This window comes from Microbacterium sp. NPDC091662 (assembly GCF_044756705.1).
GTDB lineage: Bacteria > Actinomycetota > Actinomycetes > Actinomycetales > Microbacteriaceae > Microbacterium.
The window spans coordinates 2,723,161-2,744,747 of the sequence record NZ_JBIVTM010000001.1; the positions used below are offsets into that span (position 1 = coordinate 2,723,161).

At 62.7% G+C, this 21,587-nt stretch carries 18 protein-coding genes and 1 pseudogene; 7 read left to right on the forward strand and 12 right to left on the reverse strand.

Annotated features, from left to right (window positions below):
* Window positions 1-4: 4 nt before the first annotated feature.
* Window positions 5-367 carry a hypothetical protein gene (locus ACIQLD_RS13280; RefSeq protein WP_402608450.1) on the forward strand — a complete coding sequence of 121 codons (363 nt, stop codon included), beginning with the start codon at window positions 5-7 and terminating at the stop codon, window positions 365-367.
* Here the strand turns inward: ACIQLD_RS13280 and ACIQLD_RS13285 are convergent.
* The 4 genes from ACIQLD_RS13285 to ACIQLD_RS13300 all read right to left on the reverse strand — a co-directional run bounded on the left by ACIQLD_RS13285 (window position 364) and on the right by ACIQLD_RS13300 (window position 3,111).
* On the reverse strand, window positions 364-1,665 hold the full coding sequence (locus ACIQLD_RS13285) for an RNA polymerase sigma factor (RefSeq protein ID WP_402608451.1): 1,302 nt from the start codon (window positions 1,663-1,665) through the stop codon (window positions 364-366). The genes ACIQLD_RS13280 and ACIQLD_RS13285 overlap by 4 nt on opposite strands.
* Window positions 1,662-2,003 (reverse strand): YciI family protein, encoded by a 342-nt coding sequence (locus tag ACIQLD_RS13290; protein WP_017202934.1) that lies wholly within the window; start codon window positions 2,001-2,003, stop codon window positions 1,662-1,664. The genes ACIQLD_RS13285 and ACIQLD_RS13290 overlap by 4 nt, the downstream gene beginning before the upstream one ends.
* 124 nt (window positions 2,004-2,127) lie before the next feature.
* Complete coding sequence (locus ACIQLD_RS13295; protein ID WP_021200268.1) at window positions 2,128-2,556, reverse strand: polynucleotide kinase; 429 nt, start codon at window positions 2,554-2,556, stop codon at window positions 2,128-2,130.
* A 48-nt stretch (window positions 2,557-2,604) separates the two neighbouring features.
* Window positions 2,605-3,111, reverse strand: coding sequence for a DUF4188 domain-containing protein (locus ACIQLD_RS13300; protein ID WP_402608452.1), 507 nt, complete (start codon window positions 3,109-3,111; stop codon window positions 2,605-2,607).
* A 70-nt stretch (window positions 3,112-3,181) separates the two neighbouring features.
* Here ACIQLD_RS13300 and ACIQLD_RS13305 point away from each other — a divergent pair, with 70 nt between their 5' ends.
* Window positions 3,182-3,799, forward strand: coding sequence for a MerR family transcriptional regulator (locus ACIQLD_RS13305; protein ID WP_402608453.1), 618 nt, complete (start codon window positions 3,182-3,184; stop codon window positions 3,797-3,799).
* A gap of 76 nt (window positions 3,800-3,875) precedes the next feature.
* On the opposite strand, the gene ACIQLD_RS13310 is transcribed toward ACIQLD_RS13305, so the two are convergent.
* The 6 genes from ACIQLD_RS13310 to ACIQLD_RS13335 are packed head-to-tail and all read right to left on the reverse strand — an operon-like array spanning window position 3,876 to window position 14,181.
* Window positions 3,876-6,977 (reverse strand): type I restriction endonuclease subunit R, encoded by a 3,102-nt coding sequence (locus ACIQLD_RS13310; RefSeq protein WP_402608454.1) that lies wholly within the window; start codon window positions 6,975-6,977, stop codon window positions 3,876-3,878.
* Window positions 6,974-8,041, reverse strand: coding sequence for a hypothetical protein (locus tag ACIQLD_RS13315; RefSeq protein WP_402608455.1), 1,068 nt, complete (start codon window positions 8,039-8,041; stop codon window positions 6,974-6,976). The genes ACIQLD_RS13310 and ACIQLD_RS13315 overlap by 4 nt, the downstream gene beginning before the upstream one ends.
* A gap of 3 nt (window positions 8,042-8,044) precedes the next feature.
* Entirely contained in the window at window positions 8,045-9,190 is a 1,146-nt protein-coding gene (locus ACIQLD_RS13320) for a restriction endonuclease subunit S (protein ID WP_402608456.1), read from the reverse strand.
* Window positions 9,187-10,755, reverse strand: a complete 1,569-nt coding sequence (locus ACIQLD_RS13325) for a type I restriction-modification system subunit M (protein ID WP_402608553.1) — start codon at window positions 10,753-10,755, stop codon at window positions 9,187-9,189. The genes ACIQLD_RS13320 and ACIQLD_RS13325 overlap by 4 nt, the downstream gene beginning before the upstream one ends.
* Before the next feature lie 55 nt (window positions 10,756-10,810).
* Window positions 10,811-12,043: an McrC family protein gene (locus tag ACIQLD_RS13330; protein WP_402608457.1), complete on the reverse strand. Its 1,233-nt coding sequence runs from the start codon at window positions 12,041-12,043 to the stop codon at window positions 10,811-10,813.
* Complete coding sequence (locus tag ACIQLD_RS13335) at window positions 12,040-14,181, reverse strand: AAA family ATPase (RefSeq protein WP_402608458.1); 2,142 nt, start codon at window positions 14,179-14,181, stop codon at window positions 12,040-12,042. Before ACIQLD_RS13335 ends, ACIQLD_RS13330 begins: the two co-directional genes overlap by 4 nt.
* A 451-nt stretch (window positions 14,182-14,632) precedes the next feature.
* Here ACIQLD_RS13335 and ACIQLD_RS13340 point away from each other — a divergent pair, with 451 nt between their 5' ends.
* Entirely contained in the window at window positions 14,633-15,133 is a 501-nt protein-coding gene (locus ACIQLD_RS13340) for a hypothetical protein (RefSeq protein WP_402608459.1), read from the forward strand.
* Between the two features lie 455 nt (window positions 15,134-15,588).
* Here the strand turns inward: ACIQLD_RS13340 and ACIQLD_RS13345 are convergent, their stop codons facing one another.
* Together ACIQLD_RS13345 and ACIQLD_RS13350 are read right to left on the reverse strand one after the other, a co-directional pair.
* Window positions 15,589-16,542, reverse strand: coding sequence for a hypothetical protein (locus ACIQLD_RS13345; RefSeq protein WP_402608460.1), 954 nt, complete (start codon window positions 16,540-16,542; stop codon window positions 15,589-15,591).
* A 668-nt stretch (window positions 16,543-17,210) separates the two neighbouring features.
* The gene (locus ACIQLD_RS13350) at window positions 17,211-18,497 is read right to left on the reverse strand and encodes a hypothetical protein (RefSeq protein ID WP_402608461.1); all 1,287 of its coding nucleotides are present in this window, start codon (window positions 18,495-18,497) and stop codon (window positions 17,211-17,213) included.
* A 235-nt stretch (window positions 18,498-18,732) separates the two neighbouring features.
* Here ACIQLD_RS13350 and ACIQLD_RS13355 point away from each other — a divergent pair, with 235 nt between their 5' ends.
* The 4 genes and pseudogenes from ACIQLD_RS13355 (at window position 18,733) to ACIQLD_RS13370 (ending at window position 21,157) form a co-directional block, all read left to right on the forward strand.
* Window positions 18,733-19,056, forward strand: a complete 324-nt coding sequence (locus ACIQLD_RS13355) for a hypothetical protein (RefSeq protein WP_402608462.1) — start codon at window positions 18,733-18,735, stop codon at window positions 19,054-19,056.
* 37 nt (window positions 19,057-19,093) lie between these two features.
* Window positions 19,094-19,333, forward strand: a pseudogene (locus ACIQLD_RS13360) (ParB N-terminal domain-containing protein); the annotation flags it as partial.
* 549 nt (window positions 19,334-19,882) lie between these two features.
* Window positions 19,883-20,200 carry a hypothetical protein gene (locus ACIQLD_RS13365; RefSeq protein ID WP_402608557.1) on the forward strand — a complete coding sequence of 106 codons (318 nt, stop codon included), beginning with the start codon at window positions 19,883-19,885 and terminating at the stop codon, window positions 20,198-20,200.
* A gap of 441 nt (window positions 20,201-20,641) precedes the next feature.
* Entirely contained in the window at window positions 20,642-21,157 is a 516-nt protein-coding gene (locus ACIQLD_RS13370) for a hypothetical protein (protein WP_402608463.1), read from the forward strand.
* The last annotated feature ends 430 nt before the right edge of the window (window positions 21,158-21,587 follow it).

Genomic DNA, 21,587 nt, shown 5'->3' on the forward strand with positions numbered 1-21,587 from the left:
GGCAATGATCTTGGAGATCGGCGGCGAGCTCGCTGTCTACCTCGTCATCTGTGCCCTGGGGGTCAGTATCGGTATCAGTTCCGGGATGACCCTCCCTCGAGGTCTGGGCGTAGTCGTAGCGATCGTCAACGTGGTCATCGTGGGCGGCGTTGTCGCTGTGGGATTCCAGTTCGGGTCCGAGGTGCCATGGATTGGGCCGGTCTTTGTGTTCGCGGCTCTGGTGATGAGGGTGGTGACGGGGGCAATGGAGCTGGCTCGTCTCCCTGCGTTGAGTGAGGAATCATTCGTACACCGAGCCGTGTTGGTGTTCTCCCCTCGACGAGTTCGCATCATTGACGAGAACGCGCTTGATCCCGCCGCAGGCTAGGTCGATGCCGAGGCGATGTCGTCAGCGTGCTGGGAGTATGACCGTCGCTCGCGTTCCGTCGGAGCGGTGCGTGCGGCATCGCGAAACGCGGAGCTCGCTTCTTCGTCGCGCTTGAGGCGCTGCAGGAGATCTCCCCGCACCGCTGAGTAGAGGTGGTGTCCTCCCAGCGAGCTCTCGAGAGCTTCGGTCAGCGCGAGGGCTTCGGCCGGTCGTCCGGCGTTCGCGACGGCGACCGCACGATTCAGGCGGACGAACGGCGATGCATCCACCTGCTCCAGCACGCCGTAGATGTCGGCGATGCGGGCGTGGTCGATCTCCATCCCCGGGGCGGGGCGGACGTACTCGGCCGCGACGGTGGCGCGGATGAGGTGCCGTCCGCCGTGAATGTCCGCCCGTGCCGCCTCCTCGACGGCGTCGTCGAGGAGCTGCAGCCCTTCCTCGATCTCGGAGACATTCCACAGCCCGCGATCCTGCTCGTCGAACGGGACGGACAGTCCGTCGGGTGTCGTGCGTGCCGCCCGGCGGGAGTGCTGAAGAAGAAGGAGGGAGAGAAGCCCCGTGAACTCGAGTCGGGCCGGGGAATCCGAGGGGAGCAACTGCCGGCACAGCCGGGCAAGCCGGATAGCTTCGGCGCCGGGGTCGGGCTGGAGCGTCGGATCGGAGTAGCCGATGGTGAACAGGGCGGACAGGACCTCGCAGACGCTCGCGCTTCGACTATCGAGCTGCGCGGCGTCCGGAACGCGGTACGGGATGTTGGCGTGCGCGATCTTGGCCCGAGCCCGCACGAGTCTCTTCTCCATCGTCGTGGGGGCGACGGCGAAGATCCCGGCGAGCTGTTCGATCGACACATTCAGGACGGTGCGGAGCGTCAACGCCGCGCGGGCCTCCAGGGTCAACGCGGGGTGGCAGGCGGTGAAGATCAGCTTCAGCCGCTCGTCTCCATGCGGGAATGCGTCGTCGTGGTCGTCGGCTCCCTGGGTGATGTCGACGCCTTCGTGCGGCTCGTGCTCCAGGCGTGCCACCGCCCGGCGCTCGGCATCCGCATGCCGGACGAGGTCGATCGCGCGGCGGCGGGCGACGGTCGTGACCCAGGCGGCGGGGTTCGCCGGAACCCCGCCGCCTGGCCACCGCTCGACGGCTCGCGCCAGTGCGTCTTGCACGGCGTCTTCGGCGAGAGTCCAGTCGTGGACCGTGCCGATCACGCTCGCGACCACGCGGCCGTACTCGATGGATGCCACGTGCCGAACGGCGGCCATGGCATCCGTGAGCGCACCCGGCGGCTCTTCCGGTGTGGTCACATCGTCGACCCGAGCGGCCACACGGGGCGTACTTCGACCAGGCCGAACCGGGCCATCGGGTGTGCGGCGGCGATCTCGATCGCGGCGTCGAGGTCGTCGGCGTCGATCACGTCGAACCCGGCGATCCATTCGCGGCTCTCGGTGAACGGTCCGTCGGCCACGATCCGCTCGCCGGCTCGGACGCGCACGGTCGTGGCGTCTTCGACGGGCCGCAGGCGGTCGCCCAACACGTAGGAGCCGCTGTCCTGCAGCGACGCCACCCACTCCCCGGCGTTATCCTCGGCTTCGACATAGGGCTCAGCGGTCGGGTCGGTGCAGATGAAAAGTACGTAGCGCATATGTGTTCTCCTCAAGGTCCTTCTACATCCACTTACCCAGACGACGAACGACCACCAGCGCACAGGACACGGATCCGGAAAATGATGGATCGTGTCGACGGCGCTGAACTCCGACAGGTGGGCCTCAGAAGTCGCCCTCGGCCACCTGGAAGCAGACCAGTCCGCGAGACCGCCACATCTCGACCACGCTGCGGCGATCGTCGACCACGCCGATCACGGTGAAGTGCGGCTCGATGTGGGCGTCGTAGATCTCGGCCTTGACGATGTTGTCGGCGCGCTGGTCGCCCGTGCGGCGGAGCAGGAGGCGGTCGAACGGGATCTCGTTGAACGTCAGCCAGGCCTCGGTGGCGCGACGGGCGGTCTCGTCGCGGCCCGAGACGACGATGAGCGCGTCGACGTCGGGGTGCGCGGCGAACGCTTGAGCGGCGACGACGACAGGGTGGTTCGGGGTGTCGATCGACACGTTGCGCATGTCATACGGCGAGCGGTCGCCGATGAGGGCGAGGGTGCCGTCGACGTCGAAGATCCAGGCGCGCGGGCGATCGGTGGGCATGGTGCGAGGATAGTCGGTTGTTCGGTGGTGTCGGTCGCTGGGCGACGGCTACTGCGCAGGCTCGGCCTTCGGGGCTTCCGTCCGCCCGTCCGCGAACCGCGCCTGCGCCCGATCGTGACGCTTACCCACGGGGGCGAGCTCCGTCGCCTTCGGCAGCCCCATCGGCTTCGTCGAGACGTATACGCTCTCGGCGGTGTCGACGCGGAAGGTCTCGTGCCAGACGCCCACCGCTCCCGGGGCCTTGCGGGCTGCGCGGTTGAAGGCGGTCCAGGCGGGGCGGTGCTCCTGGTTCGGGCTGGATGCGTAGGCGTAGAGCTTGTCGACGGACGACCAGTACTGCACGACGTAGGGTCCGCCCGAGCCGAAGAGCAGGTGGTAGCCGAGCATGCCCGAGTCGGGGTCGGTGCTGAGTTCGCGCAGCATCCCCGGCATGGCGAAGAAGGCCGGCATCCACAGGTCGGGGCGCCACCAGCGGTTGATCTGCATCCCGATGTGGAACACGACGAGCTCGCCCTCGTGGCGGTGGGTCATGCGGCCCGTGATGACTTTCGACATGATGACTCCTTGCTTGGATAGTGTCACTATCCATAATGGATAGCGCTACTATCGAAGTCAAGAGGTGGCCATGAGAATTTCCGAACTGTCAGCCCAGACCGGCGTGACCGTGCCGACGATCAAGTACTACCTGCGTGAGGGGCTGCTGCCCGAGGGCGAGAGGTCGTCCGCGACTCAGGCCGCGTACGGCGAGAAGCACGTGGAGCGGTTGCGGGTGATCCGGGCGCTGCTCGACGCGGGGGTGAGCATCGCCGAGACGCGGCGGGTGCTCGGGGCGCTGGACGATCCGCCGGCGAGCGCGCACGACCTTCTCGGGACGGCGCATGCCGCGATCACTCCACCGGTGGATGAGTCTTTGGATCTGACTGACGCGGAGGCGCTCGTCGCGGGGCTTGGGTGGAAGCCGGGGATGTGCGACGAGGCGGTGCTGCACGCGGTCGCGCGGGCGCTGCAGGGGCTGGAGCGCGTCGGGTTCACCGTGCCGGATGCGGCGATGGCGGAGTACCTCGCGAGTGCGCGGCGGATCGCGGATGCGGAGATCGCGGGGGTGCCGGGGGAGTCTGCGGAAGCTGCGGTGCGGTACGTGGTGTTGGGGTCGGTGCTGGTGGAGCCGTTGTTGTTGGCGTTGCGGCGGGTGGCGCAGCAGGTGAGCTCGGGGGAGAGGTTTGGGGGAGACGCCGGTAACTAGTGATCGCCCATCTTCTACGGCTGCCCTGCGGACGTGTGCCCGCGAGAAGAAGAAGAGCACAAGCGATCGCTAGACCTCAGGAGTCACCCCCTGAGCCCAGCCCGAAGAATCGGTCGAAGAAGCGTGCAAGCGCCTCGACGGCAGTCCGCTTTTTCTCGCCATGCCCGCCGTCCGCAGCGAACCGCGACACCGGCGGCAGGACCTTCGTAATTGCGGTCCCTGTCGTCCGGAGCTGGCCGTCGCGGAACGCTGCCTCGATGAAGGCGCGCGTTTCATCGGGGCGGAGCTGCTGACCGGCGATCAGTGTCTCAAGCTCGGCATCGCGTTTCGCCGCCACGAAAGCCTTCCATTGTTCGTCGACGGCGCCCGTCACGGAGACCGAGTCAACGAAGTCCTCGACAAGGTCGCGCTTGCTGCGAAGGCTCGGGCTGGCGTCGACCGCGCGGGAGATCTCGGCGCGAATCTCCTTGTCTTCGCCGTCTCCGAAGCCGGCGCGGAACTTTTCGACAAGCATCAGGATGTAGTCGACGTTGATCTCGACCTGTTTGATCAGCTCGATCTCGAACACGACGTCGTCGTTGATGAGTTCTTTGTCCGAGTCGCGGTCCTTGCGGAACTCGGCGTAGAAGTCGAGATACCAGCTGCGATAGTCCTGCGCCTGACGCTCAGTCAGTGGATCCTGGCCAGCGAAGTCATCGAACGAGGTGAGGATGTTCTGGAGTCGAAGGATCGCACCGAACAGCGCAATGAAGTCCTTCTGCGCAGACTCGCCGATGATGGGGGTGCCGAGCGGGAAGCGCTGCAGTAGGTCCGTGACCTTCGCGACGTAGTCGCCGCAGTAGTCCTGGTACGGCTTGAGGAGAACGACTCCGCGGGCATCCTTGTTGCCGAACAGTTCGAGGGCGGCGTTCGTCGCATCCTCGAGGTTCCGGAACGAGACGATGTTGCCGTAGGTCTTGACGGAGTTGAGGATGCGGTTTGTGCGCGAGTACGCCTGGATGAGGCCGTGGGACCTGAGGTTCTTGTCGACGAATAGCGTGTTGAGGGTCGTGGCGTCGAAGCCGGTCAGGAACATGTTGACGACGATGACCAGGTCGATCTCACGGTTCTTCATCCGCTGCGACAGGTCCTTGTAGTAGTTCTGAAACTTTTCGGCACTCGTGTCGTAGCTCGTCCCGAACATGGCGTTGTAGTCCTGGATGGCATCTTCCAAGAACTCACGGTTGTCGGTTGAGAGCGCATCGGTGTCGAACGCTTCATCATCGAGGATGTCCTCGTCCGGCGCGTCGTTGGCGCCGTAGGAGAAGATGACGCCAACTTTTAGGCGACGATCCGCTGTCAGATCCTGCTGCTGAATCTGGAAGTGGTTGTAGTAGCGACGGGCTGCCTCGATCGATGCGGTCGCGAAGATTGCGTTGAAGCCGCGGACGCGCTTCTTCTCGCGCAATGCCTCGGCGCGCCGACTGGTGCGGACCGACTCAGCGACGTTCGTGACGACGGAGTGTTCGTAGCTTGAAGCACGCTTGGTCTTCTGATCGAAGTGCTCAAGCGTGTACTTGACGATCTCGCTGATGCGCCGTGAGTCGAGTAGTGCCTTCTCAGTATCAATGGACGACACTTGCTTGTCGTCTGGATCGCCGATCTTGACGGTGTTGATGTAATCGATCCGGAATGGCAGGACGTTCTTGTCCGTGATCGCGTCGACGATCGTGTAGGTGTGCAGCTTGTCACCGAACGCCTGCTCGGTTGTCTTGAGCTGGGGGTTGCCACCCGTCCCGGAGTTCGCGGCGAAGATCGGCGTGCCGGTGAACCCGAAGAGGTTGTATCGCCTGAAAGCCCGGGTGATGTCGGTGTGCATGTCGCCGAACTGTGACCGGTGACACTCGTCGAAGATGATCACGACGTGACCCGAGTAGATCTCGTGGCCCTTGTTGGCGCGAATGAAGTTCGACAGCTTCTGGATTGTTGTGATGATGATGCGGGCGTTCGAGTCCTCGAGCTGCTTCTTCAGGACCGCGGTCGACGCGTTTGAGTTCGCGGCTCCCTTCTCAAAGCGGTCGTACTCGCGCATCGTCTGGTAGTCGAGATCCTTGCGGTCGACGACGAACAGAACCTTGTCGACGCTGGCGAGCTTCGAAGCCAGTTGCGCCGTCTTGAACGACGTGAGCGTCTTTCCCGACCCGGTGGTGTGCCACACGTAGCCGCCGGCCTCGACGCTACCGAGACTCTTGTAGTTGGTCGCGATGTCGATGCGCTGGAGAATCTGCTCGGTCGCGACGATCTGGTAAGGACGCATGACCAGCAGGTCGTGGTCGACGGTGAGCACGCAGTACTTCGTCAGGATGTTCAGTAGCGCGTGCTTCGCGAAGAAGGTCCTCACGAATGCGGTGAGCTCCTGAATTGGCCGGTTCTGCGCATCCGCCCACCACGACGTGAACTCGAAGCTGTTGCTTGTCTTTTTCCTGCTCCCCGACGTCTTCTTGGCCTCATCGATGTGCCGGTTGCGAGTGGTGTTGGAGTAGTACTTCGTCAGCGTGCCGTTACTGATCACGAAAAGCTGGACGTACTCGAACAGGCCGGAACCAGCCCAGAAGCTATTGCGCTGGTAGCGGTTGATCTGATTGAAGGCCTCGCGAATGTCGACGCCGCGGCGCTTGAGCTCGATGTGCACCATCGGAAGCCCGTTGACGAGCACGGTCACGTCGTAGCGGTTTGCGCAACTCGCGCCGCCATCACCCTGGTCGATCTCGTACTGGTTGATTACTTGTAGGCGGTTATTGTGAATGTTCGTCTTGTCCAGCAGCATGATGTTCTTCGTCGAACCATCGTCGCGCCTCAGGATCTGGACGTGGTCCTCCTGGACGCGAGCCGTCTTCTCCACGATTCCATCGGTCTGAGCCGCGATCTTCGCCCCGAAGAACGTCTCCCATTCGGTGTCCGAGAAGGTCATTCTGTTGAGCGTCCCCAATTGGGTGCGCAGGTTGTCAACCAACTGTGCCTTGCTGGTGATCGGGAGGTACTCGTAAGCCTGCGACTCCAGCAGACGGATCATCTCCTGCTCGAGCGCCGCCTCCGACTGGTAGGCCTCCGCCTTCGACGCATCCTGGACGTACTCGGCAACGACCGTGCTCGCCGAAGAGATCGCGATCGGATCGTATCTCGATCGCTGCTCCATCATTTTGGTCGCTCCCATCGGAACTCTTTGACGAACTTCTCGAATTCTCGTTTCAAGGCGACTCTGTACTCCTCAGAAACTTCCGCGGAATCGAGATCCGCAAACCGATCATGGCTGTACAAGTTAAGAACCCGTGTCAACACAACAGCGTCAGGTCCCGTAAGAAGCTCGCCCCACCCTCCCGAATATCCAAGGAAGTTGGCGGTTTTTTCTAGAAGCGCGCGAAACTGATTGAAGTGGCCTCGCTGGACCGTATCATCAGAAATCGCCTGATCGATCTCATCGACGATCCCAAGGTGATAACTGAAAGGCGAATCGTTCGATTGATGCTTCAGCTTCCACCCAGTCAATGGTATTCGTTGAAGAGTGTACGCTCGGTGCTTCTTAGTTCGACGGAGAGAGTTGAATAGAACATTGAAGAAGAGTGCGTGATGAGTCGTAACCAGGAAGCTCAGGTGAAGGCCTGATGCGCGCTTGATGAGATCAGCTAACGCCAGCGCGACCGAGACGATACGCACATCATCCATGGATGACACCGGATCATCAATTACAGCGATCGTTAGATGATCATAAGCCGATGTTGAGCGTAGGTCAGGGCGATCAATAAGCGTGTCTATCGCCTCGCTGAGGATTGAATAGTAGACACACCAGACGAATACACTCTCCTCCGCCCGGGATATCTTTATGCCGTCGGTCGCCCTGTCGTCACCCGTATGCACGCCAAAGCTAATCTCACCGTTAGTGATATCAATCGTGGGCTCAATTCTGCCATTCGTGAAGACCTGGAAGTTCTTGATGATCGCGCCGTCGAGCCCCTGAGTCTCGATAGTTTTCAATAAGTCTGATTCGAGATTCATCTTTAGCACGAGCCGGTCGTTATCCCAGGTGAAAACATCCTCAATATAGGAGTTGTACAACACTACGCCGTCAGGATCACGGTCCTTCAGGTGCTGAGCTAACCGAGTCTTACCAACGGTGTTTTGCGCGTAGATCAGAGTGCTACTCGCAACCGTCATGCCCTTCAAGAGTTGATCGGACAGACTCTCGATTGTTTCGTGAAGATCCATGAACTAATCGCGCTTCCTGAATGCCAACAGTTTGTCGCGGTAGTGCTCGTACTGCTTCCGGCGGGCGACGAGCTCGGCGGGGAGGCCGATGCTGACATCGTTGACGAGCGTATCGAATTCATCGAGAGCTGCGGCGATTCTCCGCTGCTCCGCCAGGTCGGGAAGCGGAACTTGCCAAGCAAAGAATGACTTGGAGGAGACCGCCGCCATCGACCCGTCCGTACGGACGCACTGCTCTCGTATACGTTCGCTGTCCGCCCGGAGGACTTGGTAGGCATAGCGGGCGTCTACGCCATCGCCGACTACGAGTGCGCGGACGTCTTGATTGACCGTCGTATCGACTTCGACGAAGCCGACAGGCAATGTGCGCCGCAAGATGTTCGAACGCATTACCACCGGGATCGACGGGGCCGGTACCACCTTGAGCGAGGTTTCCTGTATTGCACGCGCAGTGACGCGCCCCCGAATCTTGTTCGTTGACTCGTCACTGACGTCCATGGAGGCAAGCCATGGGACGTCCCCGCCCTCCCAGTACGCTGAGTTCTGCTTCGAAGGTGTCATGCCGCCAAACCAGGAACCGAGGTCGGCGAGACTCACTCTGGGCACATTCGGCTGATCGAGCATCGCCCGCCGATAGTAGGTGTATTGCACGCGCCGAGCTTTTAGCTCCGCTTCCAGCTCCGCTTCCAGCTCGGCGAATTTATCCAATATTTCCACGATCTCGCGCTGCACTTCGAGAGGTGGAACGGGGATTCGTAAGCGGTTCAGGTATGACTGCGTCATACTCGGGACTCCGCCAGCCTGGTTCTTCTCGGCGAGCCGCTGCGTAGACATGACGTAGTAGAAGAACTTGGGCACGAGCCGCACCTCGTCGATCTCGGTGTAGAAGATCGTGTCAACCGTCCAGAACGGTTCATTGATATAGAAGAGATTTCCAAGCGATCCCTTGCGCGGAATAAGAACTGAAGGCCCGTCGTGCACGGCGGTGTCAACAGTCGTCATCACGCCACCAGAACCGTATACAGGAACCGAGCCGACGCCCAGAGCCTTATAGTCGCTCCCATTGCGGATCCGCACGACCGAACCCAGTTCGACGTGATCCACACCGTTCGCACACAGCTCGCGCAATAGGTCATCGATGCGGTTCATCTCGATCCTTCCAAGTCCGCCACGATCACGTCGATCGCCGAGCGGAGCTTGGTCTGGCGTGCGACGATCCGCGCGATCTCGGCGTTCAGCTCGGTGATGTCCACGACGTCGCGCGTGTCCTCCGTCGCGACATAAGTGGAGACGGCGATGTTGTAGTTGTTGACCGCGATGTGCCCGTTGCTCACCAGCTTTGCGAAGTAGTCTTCGTTCTGGCGGAACTCGTAGGCGTGGAGGATGTTTTGCTGATTGTCCGGGAGTAGCTTGTTCTTGTTGCCGAGACGCTTGAACTCTCTCGAACCGTCAATGAAGAGCACGTCATTGGTCTTCTTGGACTTCTTGAGCACGATGATGCAGGTGGCGATGGTCGTGCCGAAGAAAAGGTCCGGGGGCAGCTGAATGACGGCATCGACGTAATTGTTATCGATGAGGTACTGACGGATCTTCTGCTCCGCGCCTCCTCGGTACAGCACGCCCGGGAACTCAACGATCGCCGCGGTGCCGTTCACGGCGAGCCAGCTGAGGATGTGCATCGTGAAGGCGAGGTCGGCTTTCGACTTCGGTGCGAGCACACCGGCCGGCGCGAAGCGCCCGTCGTTGATGAGAAGCGGATTCGCGTCGCCGTCCCACCTGATCGAGTACGGCGGATTGGACACGATCGCCTCGAACGGCTCGTCATCCCAATGGGCCGGGTCGATAAGGGTGTCGCCGTGCGCGAGGTTGAAATCCGCGTAGTTGATGTCATGCAGGAACATGTTGATGCGCGCGAGGTTGTACGTCGTCAGGTTGATCTCCTGACCGTAGAAGCCGTCGCGGACGTTCTCCTTGCCGAGCACCTTCGCGAACTTCAGCAGCAGGGAGCCGGAACCGGCAGCCGGGTCGTAGACCTTGTTTACCGAAGTCTTTCCGAGCACGGTGATGCGCGCCAGCAGTTCAGAGACTTCCTGCGGCGTGTAGTACTCGCCGCCCGACTTCCCGGCGTTGGCTGCGTACATCTGCATGAGGTACTCGTAGGCGTCGCCGAACAGGTCGATCGAGTTGTCCTGAAGATCTCCGAGCGGGAGGTCCCCGATGGCATCCAGCAGTTTGACCAGGGTCTTGTTTCGCTTGGGTACCGTCGCGCCGAGCTTGTTGCTGTTAACGTCGAGGTCGTCGAAAAGCCCCTTGACGTCGTCTTCGCTATCCGTGCCGAGAGCCGAACCCTCGATGTTCTTGAAGACCCGCTCCAGAGTTTCGTTGAGGTTCTCATCCGACGCCGCACGAGCGCGGACGTTCGCGAAGAGCTCCGACGGGACGATGTAGAAGCCTTTCTCGGCCACCGTCTCTGCGCGACCGAACTCGGCTGCAGCGTCCGGGAGCTGGGTGTAGTCAAACTCGGCGTCGCCCGCCTCGCGCTCGCCCTCATTGAGGTACGCGGTCAGGTTCTCGGAGATGAATCGGTAGAAGAGCATGCCGAGCACGTAGGACTTAAAGTCCCAGCCGTCGACAGATCCACGCAGATCATTCGCGATCCGCCAGATCGTCTTGTGAAGCTCGGCACGCTGGCCCTCTTTGGTGGTCGGTGCCATGGTGTTCATCTCCTGCGCAGGTGGCGCGATCCGTATAGTCACGCTCACAACCAAGCTATCGGTCGATGCGGACATCGGACGGGAGCGCCATAGCGGGGACCAACGTCGCGCTGAGTTTCTTGACTCGCGCCACCAACTCTCCCGGCCCCCCACCCACATCCACCGCATGCGCCACGACCGTCGTCCCCGTCTCCGCGATCTCATACCGCCGCGGCTCCACGTCCCCCGACACGTACAGCAGGTTCACTTGACGCACCCCTGCCGTCACGGCATACGCGAGCGCCTGATACACATCCGCGTTGGGCGGCGACCCGCCGCTCTCGCCCCACACCTTGTACTTCGTATCCGCGACCGCGATCACTCGCCCGTGCCGCGAGATCACGATGTCCGGACGCATCCGGATTTTTCCCTCGGTGTCCAACCGCCAATCCGACACCTGCAGATCGACATCGAATCCCTCCGGATGCAGCGTCGCCTGAAGAACCCGCCCGACGAAGTCCTCGTACACCTTCGCCACGTTGACCAAGAAGGCAGGCCCCGAGCTCGCCCCTTCGGTGTGCGCCCACGACGTCGCCTCGAGAACCCACCGGGCGAGCCGGAGCGCCGGTTGATAGTGCGCGTTCAGCCGGGACTCCGCGGGCAACACGATAGGCCCCGTCGCACGCAGATCCGACACCTCGGAGAACAGCCCCAGGAGCGGACCGAGCTTGTCGACCACCCGTCGCGGAAGCTGCTCCAGTCGCACAAGAGCGCGCAGCGCAGCCTTGAGGATCCTGTTCTCCGGAACATCCTCGGTGTAGTCGTCGTAGGTCAGCTCCACCGGCACGGGGATACCCGGCCGCACCTTGAGCTGCCGCGCGATGTCCCAGCGACCGCGGATCACTGTGCCCGTCTCCTCGACAGAGACGTATCCCTTGAGCAGTCCTCTGCCCGTCGCCTCCCCGACTGCCCGAATCAGTGCGGATGCCAGCGCGGCTGGGAGATCCTGATCGGCCTCGAAGGCAAACGACGCATCATCCACCTCGGCCTGCAAGCCTGAGTAGGAGGCCATGAAGATGAGACTTCGCAGCGGCGTCTTCGGCCGCACGATCAGACGCACGTCATCAATCGCGACCACACCGACGCGCGTCACGTCTGTGACCCGCCAGATGCCCGAATCCACCGTCGGTGAGACCCGGCAGAACCTCAGGTCTTGCAGACGCGCAGCTTGCGACGCGGTGAGCGCGACCAAGGACTCGCCCTTCTCGGCGATGTCCTCGACACGGGCCTCGATCATGACCGAGTTCATGTCTCGGTCGTTGCGTCCGTGTCCGTGGTGACGATTGTGAGCAGAGCATCCAGCCCATACTTCACATGCACGTCGACGCCCGTGCCGATGTGCCGCTCTTCGAGCAGAGGCAGGATGCTCTCCTCCCACACGGCGCGCAGGTCGTCCTCGCCCAAGTCGTCGGTCCGGAGCAGGTGGCTCGGGCCGATGCGGTCCTCGCGATCGCGGATGCTCTCGTTCAAGAGCTCGAACAGCGCGGCGACCGGCAGCGTCTGCGGATGCTGCTCCGACCACCGGCCGAGGATGCCCTTCACCGGAGCGACGTCAGGGTGGAGTTCGAAGAACGAGAATCGGCGGCGCATCGCCGAGTCGAGCAGCGCGATCGAGCGGTCGGCGGTGTTCATGGTTCCGATGATCAGCACATTCGCGGGCAGGCTGAACGACTTCCCGCCATCGTCGCCCGACCCGGCATAGAGCACGTCGATCGCATCGTCGCGATACTCGAGCAGGTAGTACAACTCGCCGAACACCTTGCTGAGGTTCGCGCGATTGATCTCGTCGATCATCAGCACGTGTGGAACATCCGGGTTCTTGCGAGCCTCGTCGGCGATCTCGCGCAGGGGTCCCCGCGCGAGGGAGAACGACAGCTGTCCTGCGGAATCTGTCACCGGCCGATAGCCGGCGAAGAAGTCCTCGTAGGTGTACGACGGGTGGAACTGGATGCGCTTCACGACGCTGCCGGGCTTGCCGAGCCGATCGGCCAGCGCGCGAGCGACATAGGTCTTGCCTGTTCCGGGAGGGCCGTAGAGGATCACCTGACCGCGACGGTGCAGGGCGCTCGTCACCTTTCCGAGCCAGGCTTCGTGCAGGTGAGTCGCGCCGGCGAGCTCTGTGAGGTCGACCTCGGCGGGGAGGAAACCGCGTGGATGCACGCTCAGGGCATCGTCGACCTCCTCATCGTCACGCAGAAGCGTGCTCTCATCCTTCTGCGCATCTGGATGCCAACGGCTGCGGAGCGGCTCGTCGTATACGGTCACCGGTTTGCCCGCCTTGAGCTGTAGGGCGATCTGGATGCGCTGCAGGTCTGAGTCAGCGTCGTCGGAGAACTCTCCGCCGATCTCGCCGATGAAGGCTTCTCGGATGAGCTGACGATGATCCGTCGAGACGATCGGACCGAAGAAGCCCGGGTGCACCAAGTACAGCAACGCATACCGCTGGGTCGGGAACGCCGTGTCGGAGCCCAACACGAGATCGCGCCACTTCACAGGATCCTCCAGCGCAGCGACCTGCGCCTCATCTGTGAGCTCGGTCCACGCCAGGAGGACATCGAGGATGACGGTGATCGCCTTGTTGACGTGTGATTGCATCCCCTGGCCGGGGTTGAAAGCACCACCGCTGAACGCCTCGTCGAAGACCTGCGGGATCTCGACCGGATGCCGCATCGCCTTCAGCATCGATTCGACCCGTTCGCGCTTCTTGGCGTGGCCGATGATCCAGCCGATCGGCAGCACCTGAAGCGTGATGACCTCGGCCATCAGGAGGCGCTGATCATCCGTGGCGTCTGCGAACTGGATCGCGAGGTTTCCCGTGAAGCCCTGCCCCTCGGTCGCTTCCGCCGAGATCCAGAGGGCGCGTACTTCGCGGATGTTCTCGCTGCTCCACACCTCACGCCCCGGAGCGAAAGCAGACATGCCTTTGCGGAGTCCCTCCTGAACGATTACATCGGCGGCCGCAAGGAGCTTTCGCTGAGCGCTGTCATTGCTGACCCAGCGCTCAGGAAGCGCTTGGTCGATCTCGTCCCGAAGTCGCGCACGTCCGAGTGAGTATCGGCGCTGTGCCTCGAGAAGAAGCGAGTCTCCCGGGTGCGCGTTTAGCGCGTCGACACCTTCCGCAGTAATCGCCCACTCGCCGATTCCGGAGGGGTTTTTGCGGAGCCACCCCGCAGCGACGAGGTCGGCGCTCGACCACCGCCAGTCGATCTCGCCTCGTGGACGATTGTGCGACTTGAGTTCTGACTCGTAAGGCGTGAGGGGAACGCGGTCAAGGCACTCCGCCCAGATGGCTGAGACCGGCAGGTAAGAACCGTCCGCCGCTTGCTCCTGCAGGATCTTCAGCGCAGCGCGGGCGCGCTCCGCACGCTTGACGTCCTTGTCCATCATTCTCCTCAGGGTCGTGGTGCGCTCACAACCCTGTGGCCACCGCAGGTTCACTGTCATGCACACCAGCCCTCAGGGCTCGGTGCGCACCAGGCTTGGACTACTTACGCGGACAGTTCCGCTTGTCGTGGCCGTGGTAGCCGCAGACGCTGCATTTGCCTGCGTTTGGCGAGATATCGCAAGAGCGCTTGTCGTGTCCCGGTTCACCGCACCACGAGCATGTTCGCGTACCACTCGCACTCATTGCTGCCTCCGCTTGGTGTTGCTCAGCCAATATGGTCAAAAGCCTAGTGGCCGCCAGGTGGCACCGCGCGGCGAGGCTGCTCCGGCGTGAGGGCCCACCATGAGAGCCCTCGCACCCATGTGTCTCTTGTCACGTGTATGGTCAGATTTCTCGCCGAACGGCGAGAACACCGTGGCTGATAGGCAGCCACACAAGTGAGAAGAGTACGGAATGAGAAAGCTCAGTACGATCGCCCAAGCTCTCGCGGACGAGATCGCAGCGCAGGATTGGTCTGATGCGCATTCGCGAGCTGACGGTGCACGCCACAACCGCGAATTAGATCGCACCCAATCGGTGCAACTAACATCCGATGAGGCCGACACCGTTCGCGTAAACGTGATGTGGGTAGTGGCTCAAGCGTTGAGCGATCACGATCCGAACTTTGATGTTCACGCATTCGCAGAGGCGGCCGGAGTTGATCCTGGCTATCGCTTGCGCAGTGACGGATCGCCGAGCGGCGCGATGACGGCCGGCATCCGACTGCGCACTGGTGAGACCTACACGCCCAAGCAATTGGCGCGATTGCTGGGATACACAGAAGAGTCTCGCCCCGGGAAGGTGGTGCGCGACTACCTTCGGGCCAAGAATCCGAAGCGGGCCAAGTACCAGCCCTGGGTCCTCAGTGAGGCGCAGGCTGCAGATGTGCTCGCTAACGTGCCTGTGAAGCGCTGATGTGAGTCGAGAGCCCCGGGAGGAACGCTGGGGGCTCTCGACCTTTCTCGCCCATCTCCTACTGCGTCTGCTTCACAAGGTGCTCATGTCGATCACCCGGCAGTGAACTCGACACACTCTTCACAGGCACGCGGAGGTGTCGCTCGTCATCCGTCGAACCGTGGCAGTGCCCCGGGTAGCGCGGCCCCGGCGACCAGAGGCGCTGCGCGTGACAGTACCCGCGCCTAGCGCGCACGAGCACACCGAGCGTGGCGCCGAGATCGCCAACGTCACTGACGGAGACGCATCTTGGGACCGAGCGCGATTCGCCTCGGTCCCACGATGCGTCTGAAGGTGGGCGTCGTATGCCGGGTGACCCAGACTCCTACGTCGACCGGGAGGCGATGGCGGTACCTGTCACAAGGATCGCGGCCATCACCAAAGTCTCACTCTTCAGTATCCGAAGGTGCCGCTGTTCAGCTCTTGCACTTCACAATCGATGGATACATCGACGGGATATCGAGTTGCAGACATTTTCCGTCTCCTACGGCGTTGGATGCGGTGGCTGCGATGACCCCGACCGCGACGGTGCTGGCAGCATAGACCGCGGCAATGATGGCGGGTGCGGCCGGACCGGCCGCAACGGAGATTGTTGCGCCGGCTCCTACGATCGCGCCGATGATGATGCCCTGGTCGCGCATGTTACGAGTCTCCGCCTTGGAGTACGTGAGCCGGACGAAGTAGCCCATCCAGTCGACCTTCGGGTCGGCAACTACGGGGAAGGCGGTGACCGCGCTGAGATCGATGGTCTGGGTAAGCGTCTGGCCGTCGAAGCTGTACGAGGTCGGGATCTTGACGCCGTTGGCATCGACCGCCCAGGGAGCGTTGATGTCGGCGATCACTGCGGTGGCCTGCGGTTCGCCCTGCTGCGTGGCCGCAGGACGAACCAGCGTGATGCCGCCGTCCGTTCGGTACTCAGCCTCGGTACCTTCGGGCACCCGGATGTCAAAGTCGTAGCTAGAAGGAGCGTCAGCGTTAGGAATCACCAGGACGGCTCGGGCCGAGGGGAGGTCGGCCGGGCGCGATGCGTCGCCGGCGTTCATGTACTGCGTAGTCACGACAGTCTTGTCCCCGAGCTCAGCGCTGGTATCCACGACGAAATCAGCGTTGCTCGGGAGACCGACAGAAAGCGATGCCCCGTCTTCGTGGGCGAACGTAATCGCCTCAGCCGATCCGGTTGGGAGCGAAACGGTGGAGTCCGCCGAGACCTCAGGGGCCTTGCGCGCTTGGTCGGCGTCGGGAGCCGCATCGATAAGTTCCTCGATCGTGCCCGGGGGGACCTCGTCAGCAGCGGCAACAGAGCCGACGCCAATCGAAAGACTCACCGTCACGATCGCACTTACGGCGATTTTCAATGATCTTTTCATCATGCAGTTCCTTATGTTAGGTACAGTCGAACCGTGGAAATCTTCTGGCTTACGCTCGTATTTCTGGCCGTTCTCAGCGTGATCATCATCGCGAAAAAGCGACGAAAGCGCTGACGAGCCGATTTATATTCCCTGGGCCGAGCCCCCTGCTCGGGGGCATGGTCAGGCTAACGTCCCCGCTATGTCGGTCATTCGGCGGACAGACGAACGTCTATTCCGAGCCTTTCCCGCGCGTGGGTCGAGTTCTGCCGTGAGTTTGCGCCATTGACGTTAGGCAGGATCCTGCTATATCAAAATATTGGGCGCGAGATCTGGCCAAAAGATACTCAGCACTCCACTTTCGCCTACAGGTGCGATGCGCGAAATGTCCTTCGGATGCCCGCGTCGACATCCAGGAGCGAGGCGCCTCGAGAACGAGGCAGACATCCGGCGTAGGCGGAGCCGTGGGGCTGCTGAGGGGGTGCTCTGGAGGGGGCGTCCTCGATTCGGCGGTAGCGAGGATGACCTGTAGCCCGGCCCACCCATTCGGAGTTCGAACAGGCGGCCGAAGAATCCGATCAGCGGATGCAAGAGCAACTGGGCTGGGCGCGTGGTCATGCGCCATGTCGGCCAGGTACAACGATGATTGACACGACGACGTGATCTGCACGAACGGCACTGAGCCGCGGAGATCACTCGCCGGTGTGGCCCTTCGGTGCGCGGCGGCGGAACGTGCGTCCGGCGAAGTCGGCGAACGATCCAGCGATCTCCTTCGCCTTGTCCACGCTCTCAGCGCCAACCCGTGCAGCAGCCTCAACGCTTTCAGCGCCGATGCGGAGCGCGGCGTCCACACCTTCTCCGCCGGCTCTGAGCAGGTCATCGCGCGTATCGGCGACCGCCGCTGACCATCGTCGCGACTCCAGCGCGTCTGCGGCAGAGCTGATGCCGAGATGACCGTGGAAGGTTCCCACGGATTCATTGACCGTGTTCCTCGACCGGACGATAGCCGGCGACTCGATCGGGTTGAAGAGCACTTTCGAGTTCGCCAGCGACGCTGCTGCGTCCATCCGGTCGATGAGCTGTCGCGTGGTTCTCGTGATCAGCTCGCCGCGGTTCGTGCGAGCTGTGCGGAGCGCGATTCGGTGACGGTCGAGTTCTTCCGGGGATGCCTGGAGGACGCGGTCGAGTTCGATGACCCCTGTCGCCTCCTGCAGGTAGAAACAGTGTGCGAGCACGGCGAGCCAATCCTGCACTTGACGGTCGACGCTCTTCGACAGATCGGCGAGTTCGTTGACGGATTGGCTCTCGAGCTTCTCCGCGAGCGCGTCGATCTGGCGCAAGGCATACGCCTGGGTGCGCGCGATCGTCATCGCCGACCCCTGCACCTTCGACCAGGTCACGTCAGAAACGCCGCCGACTTCCTTGCGGATGGTCAGTGCTTCTTCGAGCATCATGTCGACGCCGATCATGTCGGCGAGGACCGCGTCTTTCTGCGCGCGAAGCACATCGTCGACCTTCTCATCGATGACGGCGAGGTAGTCGGTGATCTCGTCCATGGCCTGCTGCATGGCGACTTGAGCCATGATCCCCGCCACGCCCGCCAGCATGGCGGGATTCGTGAGCATCGATCCCGGTGTCTTCAGAAACTGCAGGTTCTTGGCAAACTGCCCACCGGGAGCCCGAAGGGTCGCCTGGAGGTTCCCGCTCGATGAGTTCGTCACTTTGGGCAGCTTTTGCGCGGCGGCCCACGATTCCTCGGTCAGCTTCATCCAACGCCCCGAGTTGGCTGAGATCTCGGACCCTGCCTTGAGGGCGGCGGCACCTCCCCCGAACGCGGTGCCGAGACGCGGGAGTTCGAGGTCGCGTGACTTGAGACAGTGGGAGGTCAAGAACTGCTCCACGCTGGACGCTGGCCCGATCAGTGCCAGTCCATCACCATCGGTCACCAGCTCGATCTCGGAGAGATCTACGTCGTCCATGCGTGATGCCCCTTCGTGTGCGACCCGCCTGTGGGCCTCTTCAAGATCATGGCCCATGATGCGGACATCGAAGCACTGAGCCCTACCGCGTCGGGACGGGCTCGGGGCAAGCAGCGAGCCACTCGTTCGTCGTCGGCCGTTCGCGTGTTCGGGCGGCGCAGTTCGCGGTGTGCGCCTGGAGCACCCTTCTGACGGTGTGGTCATCGCGGCGAGAGGCGCCGCGCATAGAGAGGAGGTGCCACTCCTTAAGCGCATCGCGCAGACCCTCGCTCCGTCCAACACCGTCCCCGTCAACTCCAAGCTCCGCTCCTGGAGTCGGAGCGTTGCATGCCTCTGGGTCCTGGAGGGCCCCTCCATCCTCGACCGAGTCGCCAAGTTCTACGACATCGCCAGCGCTGTGGAGGCAGCTCTTCTCACGCCTGGGCATGAGACGCTCCTCAACGCCTCGGTGTGCATCCTCCTCGTGCTCATCGAGAAGTGCGTGGCGCACATCATGGACAGGGCAGCGACCCTCGCGGCGCTGGAGTCGACAGCCGAACTATGGCCTCCTCTTCCGTAGTCGGGCCGGCGAGGGTCGGAGTCGATAGCGTGGTGTCGTGCCCGCCTCGGTTACCCCGCTCCCCTTGCACCGGCTCGCACTCCTTCTCCCCGAGATCTCGGCGGAGGAGTTTGAGGCTCTCGCCCGCAGCATCGCCGAGAGTGGCCAGCAGGTCCCAGCGACCTCGTGGGTAGCGGACGACGGTGTCGAGTACCTCATCGACGGCCGTCATCGGGCTCGCGCGTGCGAACGGCTGGGCATTCCGCTGGTTGTCGAACGTCTCGAGGGTGACGAGACTGCTGCGCGAGCGTTCATCCTCGCTACCAACATCACTCGGCGGCATCTCACGCCCAGCCAACGGGCGGTTGTGGCCGCTGCTCTTGCTACCCGGCACCGCGGCGAAAGAGGCACGCGTGCCCATCTTTCAATGACGCAAGAGCAAGCAGCAAGCGCGGCGGGAGTGAGCGTCCGCCTGGTGCGTGCCGCGCGCGCGTTCGTCGATGATGCTGACCTCACACGTGCTGTTCTCGACGGCACGCTCACGGTGGCTGAGGCGACCCGTCAATCGCGTGGCGACCAGAAGCGCGATACTGCAGAGCGGTTGAGCGCAGCACGCACGTCGGCCACCGACGAGTGGCTGACTCCCATCTGGCTCATCGAACGCGTCCAACGAGCGTTGGGTGGTATCGACGGAGACGTGGCAGCTGAGCCAGGGCGAAGCATCCCCGCCCGATGGCATCTCACGGCGGAGGATGACGCTCTGTCCGTCGACTCGTGGGCGAATCCGCCTGGTCGGAGAACGGTTGATGTCGTCGCGAGCAACGGGTGCTCCCCGTCAAGGTTGTGGATGAACCCGCCGTGGGACAAGGCGCACCTCTTCGTCCGTCGGCTCCTGCGCGAAGTCGATGCCGGCCGCGTCTCGCATGCCGTCGTCTTGCTCCCGGCTCGTCTCGGAGCCGACTATGTCGCAGCGCTCACCGAGCGTGGGTACCCGCGCGTCGAGCTGACGGGTCGCCTCCGCTTCGAGCCCGGTCGTGGGGCCGCGCCGACGTCTCGCGGCGAGGCCCCGTTCTCCAGCATGCTCGTTGGAGTCGGGATAGAAGCATCGGTCATGTACGACGGGTTCCACGACGTCGGTGTCGTCGTCCAGGCCTTTCATCCCTGAGCGCGAGCCGCCGAGCGCGTCGCTCGAGCAGTCTCTCGAGGAGTGGTTCGAGGCAGAGCAAGCCCACCGTGACTGCGGCCTCGATCAGGTTCAGGATGTCTGGGGCGACGGCAAGTGCGGACAGGGCGACGTACGCATCGATGGCGCGCTCGAAGCTCTGAGCGATTGAGTGGAGACGAGCGAGCCGCGAGTACCTGTTGGTCATGCACACCTTATGCGCGGTCGCGTCGCATGACCGTGACACGGACATCGATCACGGGGCTCGCGACTCCTGTCTGCGAGCGGTCAGGTGACCGGCGCCGGGCGAGCAACCCTGGCGGGAGGGATGCGAGATATCGCTTCGCTCACGGGATGCCGCCCTACGATCGCTAGCCTCGAAGCGTTGCTGATGACGTAAGAGGAGGGCCATCAATGCAGTGGGGTTGGAATCCAGACACGATCGTGGCGATCACAACTGCGCTCGCCGCCTTCGCCGCAGCCCTCGCCGGCTACTTCGCCTGGGGTGCGTACCAGCTGGAACGACGCCGCGAGAAGCGAGTGTCGGAGAACCTCAAGCGCCAACAGGCCGAGATGGTCTCCGCATGGACCGTGGTGAAAGAGGGCGTTGACGGCGAGAGCTACATCGAGTTGAGGGTTCAGAACCTCGCGTCGGCTCCCGTCTATGAGGTGACGCTCGGAATTCAGCTCGGCGGTGCGTGCGCCTACGCGGCGAAGGTGCGCGTCGTCCCGCCGAGTGGGCGGGATCCGCTGGTGGTCAAGCTGACGGACAGAGGACTTGAGCGTTGGCACACCTGGGCGAAAGGGCCCGCCAGGAAGCTCGCGCCTTACGCGGAGTTCACGTTCTGTGACACGGCGGGGGCGTGGTGGTACCGCGATACCCGTGGATCCCTTACTGAGATCACCTCGGATGCCAAGTATCGGTACGACGAGACGAAGCCCCAGGTGCTGACCGCCTAGCGTGAGCCGCCGCTCATGCCGGCGGGACCAGGAGTCCCTGCGATCGGCGCGAGCCGCCACGGCAGTGCGACACGCCCGGCGGTCGGCCTAGATTTGCCCGATCCCCGGGATCCGCGTAACTTATTACTTGTTCGCCCCAAACGGTTGAGCGGAGGTCCTCGGACCGGCTCCCGTCAAGCAGCTAACACCTCCCGAATCCCAGACACTCACTGAGTGAACAGGATGAAGGTGCTGATCCGTTCCCACGGTCAGGCCGAGAAAAACTCGGACTTGACAACGGAAACGAGATCGGTAAGATAGAGAAGTTGCCCTTCGGGCCTGGCTGTGATGGCTGGGTCGTGGGAGCATCCGATCCTTGAGAACTCAACAGCGTGCACTTGTCAAATGCCAAATTATCCTCGTCTAGCTTCGGCTGGGTGAGAATTCCTTT